General features: G+C 52.5%; 13 protein-coding genes. 1 reads left to right on the forward strand and 12 read right to left on the reverse strand.

Annotation, left to right across the window (positions count from 1 at the left end):
- Positions 1-10 precede the first annotated feature (10 nt).
- Both E5K04_RS14595 and E5K04_RS14600 read right to left on the reverse strand, forming a co-directional pair.
- Complete coding sequence (locus tag E5K04_RS14595; RefSeq protein ID WP_168929244.1) at positions 11-1,105, reverse strand: glycosyltransferase family 4 protein; 1,095 nt, start codon at positions 1,103-1,105, stop codon at positions 11-13.
- A gap of 1,152 nt (positions 1,106-2,257) precedes the next feature.
- Positions 2,258-3,460: a lipopolysaccharide biosynthesis protein gene (locus E5K04_RS14600; RefSeq protein WP_136555452.1), complete on the reverse strand. Its 1,203-nt coding sequence runs from the start codon at positions 3,458-3,460 to the stop codon at positions 2,258-2,260.
- A gap of 75 nt (positions 3,461-3,535) precedes the next feature.
- On the opposite strand from E5K04_RS14600, the gene E5K04_RS14605 reads away from it, so the two are divergent.
- The gene (locus E5K04_RS14605; RefSeq protein ID WP_136555454.1) at positions 3,536-4,468 is read left to right on the forward strand and encodes an IS5 family transposase; all 933 of its coding nucleotides are present in this window, start codon (positions 3,536-3,538) and stop codon (positions 4,466-4,468) included.
- A 142-nt stretch (positions 4,469-4,610) separates the two neighbouring features.
- Here E5K04_RS14605 and E5K04_RS14610 read toward each other — a convergent pair whose 3' ends face one another.
- The 10 genes from E5K04_RS14610 to E5K04_RS14655 form a co-directional block, all read right to left on the reverse strand.
- On the reverse strand, positions 4,611-5,645 hold the full coding sequence (locus tag E5K04_RS14610) for an NAD-dependent epimerase/dehydratase family protein (protein WP_136555456.1): 1,035 nt from the start codon (positions 5,643-5,645) through the stop codon (positions 4,611-4,613).
- A 6-nt stretch (positions 5,646-5,651) separates the two neighbouring features.
- Complete coding sequence (gene tviB, locus E5K04_RS14615) at positions 5,652-6,932, reverse strand: Vi polysaccharide biosynthesis UDP-N-acetylglucosamine C-6 dehydrogenase TviB (protein WP_136555458.1); 1,281 nt, start codon at positions 6,930-6,932, stop codon at positions 5,652-5,654.
- 100 nt (positions 6,933-7,032) lie between these two features.
- Complete coding sequence (gene rfbC, locus E5K04_RS14620) at positions 7,033-7,578, reverse strand: dTDP-4-dehydrorhamnose 3,5-epimerase (RefSeq protein ID WP_136555460.1); 546 nt, start codon at positions 7,576-7,578, stop codon at positions 7,033-7,035.
- A 35-nt stretch (positions 7,579-7,613) separates the two neighbouring features.
- Positions 7,614-8,480: a glucose-1-phosphate thymidylyltransferase RfbA gene (gene rfbA / locus E5K04_RS14625; protein ID WP_136555463.1), complete on the reverse strand. Its 867-nt coding sequence runs from the start codon at positions 8,478-8,480 to the stop codon at positions 7,614-7,616.
- A 125-nt stretch (positions 8,481-8,605) separates the two neighbouring features.
- Positions 8,606-8,851, reverse strand: a complete 246-nt coding sequence (locus E5K04_RS14630) for a DUF2442 domain-containing protein (protein WP_136555465.1) — start codon at positions 8,849-8,851, stop codon at positions 8,606-8,608.
- Between the two features lie 3 nt (positions 8,852-8,854).
- Complete coding sequence (locus E5K04_RS17020; RefSeq protein ID WP_268907640.1) at positions 8,855-9,046, reverse strand: DUF4160 domain-containing protein; 192 nt, start codon at positions 9,044-9,046, stop codon at positions 8,855-8,857.
- A gap of 132 nt (positions 9,047-9,178) precedes the next feature.
- On the reverse strand, positions 9,179-9,553 hold the full coding sequence (locus tag E5K04_RS14640; protein WP_136555467.1) for a MarR family EPS-associated transcriptional regulator: 375 nt from the start codon (positions 9,551-9,553) through the stop codon (positions 9,179-9,181).
- Positions 9,554-9,769: 216 nt separating this feature from the next.
- Positions 9,770-10,285 (reverse strand): transcription/translation regulatory transformer protein RfaH, encoded by a 516-nt coding sequence (gene rfaH / locus E5K04_RS14645; RefSeq protein ID WP_136555469.1) that lies wholly within the window; start codon positions 10,283-10,285, stop codon positions 9,770-9,772.
- Positions 10,286-10,305: 20 nt separating this feature from the next.
- Positions 10,306-11,418 (reverse strand): dTDP-glucose 4,6-dehydratase, encoded by a 1,113-nt coding sequence (gene rfbB, locus E5K04_RS14650; RefSeq protein WP_136555471.1) that lies wholly within the window; start codon positions 11,416-11,418, stop codon positions 10,306-10,308.
- Positions 11,419-11,639: 221 nt separating this feature from the next.
- A partial coding sequence (locus tag E5K04_RS14655) for a GDP-mannose 4,6-dehydratase (RefSeq protein ID WP_136555473.1) occupies positions 11,640-12,133 on the reverse strand: 494 nt, incomplete at its 5' end.

Genomic DNA, 12,133 nt, shown 5'->3' on the forward strand with positions numbered 1-12,133 from the left:
TTTACTGTGTTTAGGGGTGGTTGCCAATTCTAGAAATAAAATTTAAGAATAGTTTTTCTATGGATGGTGCGGTGAAATTGTGTTGAATTTTACTTAAACAATACATTCGCATGGATGCCAGATGGTCGGTGTTGATGGAATCCAAGGCGCATACTAAATCTTCTTCTAGCTTGTCAATTCTAACAATAATTGAATCTTGCATGTGTGTGGCGATGTGGCCTATGTCGCCAACCTTGTTCAAAATAATGGGACACCCCATAGACCAACTCTCGACGGCCTTGGTGGGAAATCCTGCATGCGCATAACGTTTTTCTTCTCGAAATAAAATGGAAAAATCTGCTTTTTCATAAAGCGCCGGGATTTCGTCATTTCTTATTCGGCCGTGGCAGTGTACGTATTCTAAATATGCATCTGGATTTAATCCGGATGACTTAATTTGCTGTGCTAGATCATCCCATGTTGAGCCAGCAATATCCAGTCTTACTTTTTTATTTAGACGATTTTGTAGTTTAGGGAGCACTCGAATAAAAGGGATTAATAAATCTTTCTTGCCCGCATTTCCAGCGTATAGGAAATTAATTTTTAAATTGTTGATCTCTGACGATGCCGAGGGGAGGGGGAAGGTTGTAAGTGGTGGAATGTTGATTGTGTTGCTGCCAGTGTAATGCTTCTCTAGGAAGCGACTGATGCAAATTATATGTTTGAAACGTGGGTATACCCAGTGCATTCGCACCCAGTTTTCGATTGCGGCGACGCTATATTTCCCTCCAGGGAGGTGTTCGCTTTCAAACCATTCGGTGCTGTCAAGGATTAATGTAAATCCATGGAGTTTCTGCAGGACAAATAGTCCAAGACAAAATAATGCAGGAGGGTTATAGACGATAACTGTTTTGTAGGTGTTGTTGTTGTAAAGCCAGCGTAGTGTGTGGTGCCCTCTGAAAAGAAAGCCTATTGCTCTTTTATAAGGGGGGAGAGGCTTTTCCCTGAATTCAGCCATTGGGAAACAACTATGGCCGCGATAATGGTATTTTTTTTTCCCATCCTCCGGTGATTCCCATCCTGCAAAAGAAACGTTAAAGCCTTGCTGTGCGAATAACTGCGCCACAGAATATACTCTTGACGCTGCCGCATCTTTATTTGGGAATCGAAAAGCCCCGGTGTATAAGAGTGTGTTCATTTTTAGAAGTGGATGTTTGTATTTTTGTGTAAATCGCAAGAATGGTTATTGATGGTAAAATAAGCATTACATATCTTGCATTTATCGTTGGGTTCATTAGCCAAGTGAGTGTAAATGCTATGATTGATGAAGTTATTGCCCTGGCGCTTTTGCTTCGCCATAGGGATAGGTGCCTTTTTGTTGGTATTAGGTTTTTTGAAATGCACAATATAAATAAAACAGGGGGGGTTCTTAATATTTTTGCAAAATCAATAGAGTTTGACTCTGTGATTGGATTGAGCACTAGTAGTGCATCTTGAATGAATTGAATGATCCGAATTGGATTAAGTAGCAAGTACCCAATATAGTATTTGTGGTTTATTTCACTTACTAGACTGCTGAATCCGTCGCCAAGAGTTTCCTGTTCGATAAATGGTATATTGATGGCAACTGCAGTAGCCAAAAGGCTTGTAATTATGTAGCACACTATTATGGTGTGCCTAGGTTGTCGAGAGAACTGTATCGCGGCGTATAGAATTATGTAAATAACAAGTTGTTGCCGTACAAGAGCAAATAGAGGAATTAGTAAGAGTAATGTCCACTTTCTATTGGTTAGTCCGAATTGAATGGTTGTTAATATCAATAGAATGGTGAAGAGGTCTTTGTTGATAAGTTGGGTAAAATAAAGGAGGGATGTATTGATGAAGAAACTAAGTCTTCCGAACGCTCCTAAATTGAGTCTATTACATATTGATCTGTATGTTACGTAGCAATAAATAAGAGTTGTTGTATTTACTATTGTAGCGAGAAAAGATATGTTTTTTGTTAATTCGTTAGGGAGTATTATAGAGAGGGTCTTGTAAATTGCGGCGATGCCGATGTTGTTATCTGCAAGTGTGATTGCGGAGTTGTTGTCAATGTTTTCAAGATATGTTGTGTAAACGCTATGATCATGTAAGTTTGTGGCGTTTTCAACTCCAATCTTTGTTGAGTTGTTTGGATTCTCGACAAATATTTCAAAGTATATTAACGATGTTAATATTGTTAATATTACTAATATTATCTCGTATGGCAGTGTTTTTTTAATCGTTACCATTGAAATTACTCGCGTTTTGATGGTTGCTTTAGTTTGATTTGCAATTTATTTATTTTTTTCACTATCGTGAATATTGTGATGATCTGTAGTGCTGCAGCTATGCTTGCGATGGTTGTGACTGTATTTAATGCGGAGGTTTTTGCGAGGAATGATGCAATGATGCCAGTTAATAGTAATGAGTCAAATATTAGAAGTGTTTTTTGTAGTTTATATGTTCTGTATAAAACGCGGAAAGGGGTGGCTATTAGAAATGCTAAAGCCCATATGGATATTATTGGGGTTATCTTTGCGGTCAGTTTCCATTCATCTCCGATAATAATTGGTATTATGTGTTCGCTACATGAGATAATAATTAAGATAATTGGTATAGCGAAAATGATTTTCCCATTTGATTTTATGTTTTTTATGCTTGGCAGATGGAAGGGCGTGGGTTGTGCTGATCTGTGATAAACGACCTGCGCGATGTTCTTAGAGATGAGGACAGTTGGTGCCCAGATCAATCGACTAGCCATCGCATATTGGCCAGTGATAGAAGAGTCGAAATAAATCCCAAACAAAATTAGCGGGGCATAAAAGGCAGCTACGGAGACAAGTTCTTGGCTGGTCCCATACAGGCAAAATGATTTGTGTGTTCGTGCTGTATTTGCTAGATCGGGAAGGTGCATGCTGAATTTAGTTCTATGGTCAAGTCCAAATTTCATGAGAAATATGGCTGTAATAGTTTCAGCAAGCAAGGTTCCCAATACTAATCCATCTTTTACTTTGAAAAGTGCAAAAATTAGCTGTAGGAACACTACAAAACCAGCTCGCACAATGTAATATTTCGATATTTTTGCAAAGCAGCCTCTGTAAATTAGGTAACCGTTGCAGGTGTTAATAATGGCGATGGATAGTGTTAGCCAGAGTGTATAGATGCCTAGGCTGCCAATAATGAGCGATGGTACTAGAAATAAAAAGGCAAAAAATAAAGCAATGCTTTGGGTGTGGTTAGTGAGTGATCTGGCCTCATTTTCGTTGTGGCTTAGCGGGATTGCAAGGTGTAACTGCAATGTAGCAATAATAGTGCTAAAGGTTGCGAAAGCTTGAATTTGCGCTAGGAAACCGAAATCACTAGCGGAGTATATGCGAGATAGGATTAACAGGGACGATAATTGAATGGCTTGGGCGATACCATTGCCAAAAAGTAGTTTCTTGATGTGATTTAGCATTTTTGATGGGGTGTGGTTGGCTTAGGCTTTGTTGCACAACTCCCTCATGCTGACCTTGTCGGGTAGCATCCGGGCATGAGCAAACCCGCACCAGCCCGCTACAAGACGACCAACTGGGCCAAGTATGATGCCGCGCTCAAGGCGCGCGGCTCACATCTGATCTGGCTGGACACCAACTTGCAATGGCAAGCCGAACCTTCCGGCAAGCCCGGCCGCTCTGCAACCTTCAGCGATGCAGCCATCCAGTTCTGCCTGTCCATAAAATGCCTGTTTGGTTTGGCGTTGAGGCAGACCATCGGCTTGGTCGAAAGCCTGATCAAACTGGCGGGCCTGGACTGGCAAGTGCCGAATTTCAGCAGGCTCAGCCGTCGCCAACACTCGATCTCCGTCACAATTCTGGCTCAGAAGCACGGACGAGGACTTCAGTTGCTGATCGACAGCACAGGCATCCAATTTCTTGGCGAAGGCGAGTGGAAGCGCAAGAAACATGGCGCCGAATACCGCCGGCAGTGGCGCAAGGTCCATCTGGGAATCGATGCAGACACGCTGGAGATCCGCACGATCGAAGTGACCGGCAATGGTGTGGGTGATGCCCCGATGTTGCCAGAGCTACTCAATCAGATCCCGCCTGACGAACCGATTGCGAGTGTCAGCGCCGACGGCGCCTACGATACCAAAGCCTGCCACGCGGCTATTGCGGCACGTCACGCCGAAGCCATCATTCCGGTTCGCAAGAATGGCCGACGGTGGAAGGAGGATGGCGCAGGGGCCAGGGCGCGGAACGAAATTCTACGTGCTGCCCGCAGGCTGGGCGCGACGATCTGGAAGAGCTGGAGTGGCTACCACCGGCGTAGCCTGGTCGAAACGAAGATGCGCTGCTTCAAACGACTGGGTGAGCGCGTCATGGCGCGGACGTTTGAACGTCAGGTGGCCGAGTTGCAGATTCGCGCAGTACTCCTCAACCGCTTCACGCAGTTGGGCAGGCCAGTTACGGTGCGCATGGGGTAACTGCATTTGGGGAAAGGGGAAGCCTAGCCTTCAGGCGATTTGTGCAACAAAGCCACGAGGGCAAGCCCTTGAATTGAAGGGCTTGCAGGTCGTTGCACTTACATTTTGAATCCGCCCGACAAGTTTTGTTAGCGGCTCTAACTCAGAATTTTCCAAGCATTGCAGCGTACCACGGCATAGCATCTTTAATTCCATCTGCTAGGCGGTGCGTATGAGCATAACCCAGCAGGTATTGTGCTTTTGTGATAGAAGCCTGACTGTGTCGAACGTCTCCGGATCGGAAGTCTCGATAGAGTGGTTTGGATATTGAGGGTACCCCATAGTCTTGGAGATTTTCTCGCAGAAGCTCGAACAATATATTGAGAGAAGTTTGATCACCTGCTGCTACATTGTAAACTTGATTCTTAGCTTCTGGATTTGTGGTGGTTGCGGCGAGAATGTTAGCTTGTACCGCATTGGCTACGTAACAGAAGTCCCGACTGGTCTCTCCATCTCCATTGATGTAAACCTGCTCTCCTTTTATTAGTGCTGATGCCCACTTCGGTATAACTGCGGCATATTGGCCATCTGGGTCCTGCCTGCGTCCAAATACATTAAAATAGCGTAAGCCGATACTTTGAAAGTTGTAGTTGCGTGCAAATACATCTGAATATAACTCGTTGACGTACTTGGTTACTGCATAGGGCGAGAGTGGCTTACCAATGCGATCCTCCACTTTGGGGAGTCCTGGATGGTCACCATAGGTGGAACTGGATGCGGCATAAGTGAAACTTTTTACTTGTGCGTCACGTGCAGCGACCAACATATTCAGAAAGCCATCGATGTTCGTGCTGTTGCTTGTGATCGGGTCGTCGAGCGAACGTGGGACCGAACCGAGTGCCGCCTGATGGAGCACGTAGTCAATCCCGGTGCATGCTTTTCGGCAGTCCTCCAATTTCCGGATATCACCGTTGATAAATTGAAATCGTGCCCACTGCTGTGGAGAGACCAACGATTGAACTTCGTCAAGGTTGCGCTGATGGCCCGTAGCAAAATTGTCCAGGCCGACGACCTGTTGGTCCAACCGCAGCAGGGTTTCGAGCAGGTTGCTGCCGATAAACCCTGCTACGCCGGTGATCAACCAGCATTTTGGCGATTTTGGTAGGGTGGAGCAGATAGATTCGTAAGTGGTCGTCATGATTGATCAAAGTCTAATGTCGGATTGGCTGGCATTCAGCACGTATTTCAAATCGTAAAGCACATGGTTGTCCATTTTACCGAATGTCCGAATACCTTCCGCCCCTAGTTCCTTGAATTCCCGATGTGCGACAGCAAGAACGATTGCATCGTACGTTCCGGCTTCCGGGTGGGTGACAGGACTGATTCCGTATTCCGCCTCTGCTTCTTCCGCATTCACCCACGGGTCGAAAACATCGGCTTTTACATTGTATTCCTGTAGTTCGTGCAGGATGTCGATGATACGTGTGTTGCGAAGGTCCGGACAGTTTTCCTTGAAGGTCAGTCCCATCACCAGTACCCTTGCCCCTTCCACATGAATGCGACGCTTGGTCATGGCCTTGACCAGCTGAGATACAACGTACATGCCCATGTTGTCGTTCAGGCGACGGCCCGCAAGGATAATTTCCGGGTGGTAGCCGACAGACTGCGCCTTGTGGGTCAGGTAGTAAGGGTCAACTCCAATACAGTGACCACCGACTAGGCCAGGACGAAATGGCAGGAAGTTCCATTTTGTGCCTGCAGCCTGCAGGACTGCTTCTGTATCAATTTCCATTTTATTGAAGATCAATGCAAGCTCATTGATTAGGGCAATGTTTACATCGCGCTGCGTGTTTTCAATGACTTTTGCAGCTTCTGCGACACGAATGGATGGCGCCTTGTGCGTGCCGGCGAAAATAATTTCCTGGTACAGTGCATCAACCAGATCGGTAACTTCTGGGGTGGAACCTGAGGTTACTTTTTTAATGGTGGTGACGCGGTGCTCCTTGTCACCTGGATTGATGCGTTCTGGGCTGTAGCCTGCATAGAAATCCTTGTTGAATTTTAGCCCGGAAAATTTCTCTAGTATGGGTACGCAAACCTCTTCTGTTGCGCCCGGGTAGACGGTAGACTCGTAAATAACGATGTCACCCTCTTTCAGAATTTTACCGATCGTTTCCGATGCTTTTTCAAGTGGAGTAAGATCCGGCTGCTTATGCTCATCGATAGGGGTGGGTACTGTGACTATGAACACGTTGCAGTTGCGCAGAGACTCCAGGTCTGTTGTGAAACTTAGATTAAGTGCCTTCTTGAGTTCTTGTGGGTCTACTTCCAGCGTGTGATCCTGCCCAGATCGCAGTTCCGCAACACGTTTGGCGTTAATGTCAAAGCCGACTGTAGAGCGTTTTTTTCCAAACTCTACCGCCAGTGGTAACCCTACATAGCCAAGGCCGATAATTGCAAGTTTAGTGTTGTTTAAATTAAGCATTTTATGTGTAAGATTTTCTGGATTGATTTTATTGAGTTGTAAAGACTATTGGGGGCTGCACTTGCCTAAGTGCTAATCTATTGCGTAAAATGTTTCATTTTTAAGCGTATTTATCACTACTTTCAAAATAATGCCCTTGTTCGTCCTTGGCTGAAACGATCGGTGTCTGGCTAAGCGGCCAGCGGATGGCGATGGCCGGGTCGTCCCAACGCAGGGTGCGTTCGCCCTGCGGGTACCAGAAATCGGTGGCCTTGTAGTGCAGGTCGGCGGTGGAGGAGAGCACGTAAAAGCCGTGGGCGAAGCCTTCCGGGATCCATAGCTGGTGATGGTTCTCGGCGGAGAGGATGCCGCCGGTCCATTGCCCGAAGGTGGGGGAGGATTCGCGCAGGTCGACCGCCACGTCGAATACCTCGCCCTGGGTTACGCGGATCAGCTTGCCTTGGGGCTTGCCAAGCTGGTAATGCAGGCCGCGCAGCACCTTATGGACCGAGTGCGAGTGGTTGTCCTGCACGAAATGCACCGGCCGGCCGAGTTGCTGTTCGAAACGGGCCTGGTTGAAGCTTTCCAGAAAGTAGCCGCGCTGGTCGTGATAGACCTGCGGTTCGATCAGCAGTACGTCAGGGATCGACAGGGGGGTGATTTTCATCGGCTTGCCTCTCTCGACAGTGTGGGTCAGGCCAATTATTGCAGCAGGTACTGGCCATAGGCGTTTTTCTTGAGCGGGGCGGCCAGTTTTTCCACCTGCGCCGCGTCGATCCAGCCGCTGAGGAAGGCGATTTCTTCCGGGCATGCCACCTTCAGGCCTTGCCGGCTTTCGATGGTGGCGATGAACTGGCTGGCTTCCAGCATCGATTCATGGGTGCCGGTATCCAGCCAGGCGTAGCCGCGGCCCATGGTCTGCACGTCGAGTTGGCCTTGTTGCAGGTAGACGTTGTTGACGTCGGTGATTTCCAGTTCGCCACGATGCGAGGGCTGGATGGTCTTGGCGATGTCGACCACCTGTTCATCGTAGAAATACAGGCCGGTGACGGCGTAGCTGCTTTTCGGCTGTTTGGGCTTTTCTTCTATCGACAGCGCCTTGCCGGTGGCGTCGAACTCGACCACGCCGTAACGCTCCGGGTCGTTCACGTGGTAGGCGAACACGCTGGCACCGCTTGGCTTGGCGCTGGCGTCGCGCAGCAGCGAGGCGAAGCTGTGGCCGTAGAAGATGTTGTCGCCGAGCACCAGCGCGGCAGGCGCGCCGTCGAGGAAGGTCTCACCAATCAGGAAGGCCTGGGCGAGGCCGTCCGGGCTGGGTTGTACTGCGTAGCTGAGCTGCAAGCCCCACTGGCTGCCGTCGCCCAGCAACTGCTCGAAGCGCGGGGTGTCTTGCGGGGTGGAGATGATCAGGATGTCGCGGATGCCGGCGAGCATCAGGGTGCTCAGCGGGTAGTAGATCATCGGCTTGTCGTAGATCGGCAGCAGCTGCTTGCTGACGGCGAGCGTGGCCGGGTAGAGGCGGGTGCCGGAGCCGCCGGCGAGGATGATGCCTTTGCGGGCTTTGCTCATGTTGTGCTTTCCAAGATTGGGTGTTGCTTGCGTGTTGTTGTGGGCTGCCTTCATCTGGCGCTGCGCGCCAGATTCTTCCGCTGGCGGGAGATTACTGTGCTGGTGGGTTACGCCGACGGTGTCGGCTAACCCACGCTACGATAGGGCTGCGCGTGCTGATAAAGGGTGTCGGGTGCAATGTCCAGATCTTCGGGCCAGCATACGGTATCGAAAGCCACGTATGCTTGTCGGAATCGGGCAGGGTCTTTCAGGATTTTGAACACGCCTCGCTCAAGAAACGGGCTTGCATCAAAAATTCTTTGTTCGCCTGCATTAAAAGTCAGCAACAGTCGAGTGTTGTCTAATACAGTGAGCTGCGTCACTTTGTGCATGGTTCACCTGAGCGGGTCTATCGGGAACGGGCGCTCGCCGTTGACGGCGAGTTCCCAGTCAGCCAGCAAGGCCTCTTGGTGGATTTCAATCCACGCTTGCACCATGCGCACCTTCCCAGTGGGCAGGCTGCCCGCTAGGATTTCGCCATCCAGCAAGGAAAAGGCGGCCTCCATGCCTTGGTAGCGGGCATGAATATGCGGTTACTTGTGGGTTGAGTCATCATAGAAATACATGTAGATCACGATGCCAAAAAACATGCTGATGGTTGGCATGGGTATTTCCTTTGTTTGTTTTCGCTTGTCGCGCTCAGTCAGCGGCTATCCACCCTACGTTTGGCTGCCCTGATCCGGCGGGCTGCCGTGCTGCGCCTTCACTTCCGCGCGCAGCGCCTCGATCTCGTGGCTGAGCGCTTCGTACTCTTCAAGCTTGCGTTGCAGGAAGCTCTTGGTGAGCTGCGCTTTCTCGGCGACCCCGCTGGGCGTGAGCACGTAGACGTAACCGAACTTGTTCTTGGCGCGCGCGAAGTTCTGCATCTTGACCCAGCCCTTTTCCATCAGCGCCTTCATGCAGTAGTTGAGCCCGCCGACGCTGATGCCCAACTGGCTGGCCAGTTCGCGCTGGGTCAGGTCGGGGTTGTCCTGCAGCAGGCGCAGCACCCGGTAGTAGGTGTCTTCCTGCAATCGGCTCTGGCGGCTGGGCATTTGCTGAAGGGTGGGATAGGGGGTTGTTTCGGGCACGCTACCGCCCTGCCGTGTCACGTTCAGCAAGCGCGGATTGGTATAAACGGACAGTGGCCGTTACCGGCCACTGTTCAAGGTTGAACAAGTTTACCCCTGTACCGAGCTAGTACCAAGCATTCCGGCTGGTTTTGTGGGCATGGTTATGCAACCTGTGGCAGGTCGGCCGTAGAGGCCGGCTCAAGCAGATTTGCCGAGCCGGGCGGTATCGATCCGTAGCTTCACCTGCTTGTGCAGGAGTTCCAGCAGCACCAGCGAGCGTTGCTCGGCGTCGCTGCACTGATAAACGGCGTTCAGCCCGGTAAACGGGCCTTCGGTGATGCGCACGGTTTCTCCGGGCGCAAACAGGGTGGCGGCCGGAAGCGCTGCTTCGTGTGTGCGCAGCTGTTCGATCAGCGCGTCGTCCACCTTGGCCGGTTGCCCGCCGAACTGCACCAAGGTGCTGACGCCGAGGGTGGAGCGGATCGGCGCCCAGCTGCGGCCGCCTTCGCTGCTGTCCAGATGGATGAACAGGTAGCGCGGAAACAGCGCTTCGCTCACCTGCTGCGCCTTGCCGCGGCGCAGCTTCTCCACGCTGATCAGCGGCAGGTAGCAGGTGTAGCCCTGCTGCGTAAGGTTCAGCAAAGCCTTGGCCTCCTGGCGAGGCTTGGTGTGGACCAGATACCAGGCGAGTTGCGGTGCTGGGTTTTGCGGCATGGCGTTGCTTCAGATGCGGTTTAGTGCCGGGCAGGCACCCGCCGGCAGGGGCGGGTGCCCGGTAGCTTGCAGGCGGGCTCAGCCGTACTGCTTCCCACCCAGTCGCGGTATGCGCCGCTGCTCACGTTTTCCACCCACGGCTGGTTTGCGAGGTACCACTCAACCGTCTTGCGGATGCCGGTCTCGAAGGTTTCGGCCGGCTTCCAGCCCAGTTCCTGCTCCAGTTTGCGCGCGTCGATCGCGTAGCGGCGGTCGTGGCCGGGGCGGTCGGTGACGAAGCTGATTTGCGTGGCGTACGAGGCGCCATCCGCACGCGGGGACAGTTCGTCGAGGATCGCGCACAGGGTGCGCACCACTTCGATATTCGGCTTCTCGTTCCAGCCGCCGACGTTGTAGGTCTCGCCCAGACGGCCGGCGGCCAGCACGCGGCAGATTGCGCTGCAGTGGTCTTTAACATAGAGCCAGTCGCGCACTTGCATGCCGTCGCCGTAGATGGGCAATTCTTTACCCGCAAGCGCGTTGAGGATCACCAGCGGGATCAGTTTCTCCGGGAAGTGGTAAGGCCCGTAGTTGTTGCTGCAGTTGGTGGTGAGCACCGGCAGGCCGTAGGTGTGGTGCCACGCGCGCACCAGGTGGTCGGACGCCGCCTTGGACGCCGAGTACGGGCTGTTCGGCTCGTAGCGGTGGGTCTCGCTGAACGGCGCGTCGTCGGTGCCGAGCGAGCCGTACACCTCGTCGGTCGACACGTGCAGGAAGCGGAACGCGGTCTTTTCTGCCGCCGGCAGCGCGCTCCAGTAGCCGCGCACGCTCTCCAGCAGGTTGAAGGTGCCGACCACGTTGGTATGGATGAAGTCGCCCGGGCCGTGGATGCTGCGGTCGATGTGGCTCTCGGCGGCAAAGTTGATGAGCGCACGTGGCCGGTGTTCGGCGAGCAGGCGCGCGAGCAGTTCGCGGTCACCGATGTCGCCGCGCACGAAGACATGCCGCGTGTCGCCTTTCAGCGATGCGAGCGTCTGCAGGTTGCCGGCGTAGGTGAGCTTGTCGAGGTTGACGATGGGCTCGTCGCATTGAGCCAGCCAGTCGAGCACGAAGTTGGCGCCGATAAAGCCGGCGCCGCCGGTGACGAGAATCATGGGTTGCTTCCTGAAGTCGGGTTGCTGCGGTGGTCGCTTGAGACTAGCTCACAAAGTGAAGCGGGCAAGCCGCCTGTTTCCAGAACGCCCTGCCCGCGGTACCGCCCGAAATGTTGGGTTGTTGCCAACCCGGTGCTGCCACTCCAAGAACTTGCAGCAATATTACGGGCGGGCGCACGCGGGCGGTATCCGTAGAACTACGTACTGGTGCCAGATTTTACTCAGGCGTAACCGTCCGGGTTGGTGCGCTGCCAGCGCCAGCTGTCCGCGCACATTTCTTCTATACCTTTCTCGGCCTGCCAACCTAAGAGTTCGCGCGCGGCGGCCGGGTCGGCCCAGCAGGCGGCGACGTCGCCGGCGCGGCGCGGCGCGATGCGGTAGGGCAGGGTTTTGCCGCAGGCGGCCTCGAAGGCGTGCAGCACTTCGAGCACCGAGTAGCCGCGGCCGGTGCCGAGGTTGGTGGTGAGCAGCCCGCCGGTGTGCCTGAGTGCGTCGAGCGCCGCCAGGTGCCCGCGCGCCAGGTCCACCACATGGATGTAGTCGCGTACGCCGGTGCCGTCGACGGTCGGGTAGTCGTCGCCGAACACGCTAAGCGCATCGCGTTTGCCGACGGCGACCTGGCTGATGAAGGGCATCAGGTTGTTCGGGATGCCATTCGGGTCTTCGCCGATCAGCCCGGACGGGTGCGCGCCGACCGGGTTGAAGTAGCGCAGGA

Source organism: Crenobacter intestini (assembly GCF_004919095.1).
In the GTDB taxonomy this organism is placed as follows: Bacteria; Pseudomonadota; Gammaproteobacteria; order Burkholderiales; family Chromobacteriaceae; genus Craterilacuibacter; species Craterilacuibacter intestini.

Coding starts and splice junctions, on each gene's coding strand:
- E5K04_RS14600 (WP_136555452.1), bottom strand. CDS start 3,460: ATGCTAAATCACATCAAGAAACTACTTTTTGGCAATGGTATCGCCCAA.
- E5K04_RS14605 (WP_136555454.1), top strand. CDS start 3,536: ATGAGCAAACCCGCACCAGCCCGCTACAAGACGACCAACTGGGCCAAG.
- E5K04_RS14610 (WP_136555456.1), bottom strand. CDS start 5,645: ATGACGACCACTTACGAATCTATCTGCTCCACCCTACCAAAATCGCCA.
- tviB (WP_136555458.1), bottom strand. CDS start 6,932: ATGCTTAATTTAAACAACACTAAACTTGCAATTATCGGCCTTGGCTAT.
- rfbC (WP_136555460.1), bottom strand. CDS start 7,578: ATGAAAATCACCCCCCTGTCGATCCCTGACGTACTGCTGATCGAACCG.
- rfbA (WP_136555463.1), bottom strand. CDS start 8,480: ATGAGCAAAGCCCGCAAAGGCATCATCCTCGCCGGCGGCTCCGGCACC.
- E5K04_RS14630 (WP_136555465.1), bottom strand. CDS start 8,851: ATGCACAAAGTGACGCAGCTCACTGTATTAGACAACACTCGACTGTTG.
- E5K04_RS14640 (WP_136555467.1), bottom strand. CDS start 9,553: ATGCCCAGCCGCCAGAGCCGATTGCAGGAAGACACCTACTACCGGGTG.
- rfaH (WP_136555469.1), bottom strand. CDS start 10,285: ATGCCGCAAAACCCAGCACCGCAACTCGCCTGGTATCTGGTCCACACC.
- rfbB (WP_136555471.1), bottom strand. CDS start 11,418: ATGATTCTCGTCACCGGCGGCGCCGGCTTTATCGGCGCCAACTTCGTG.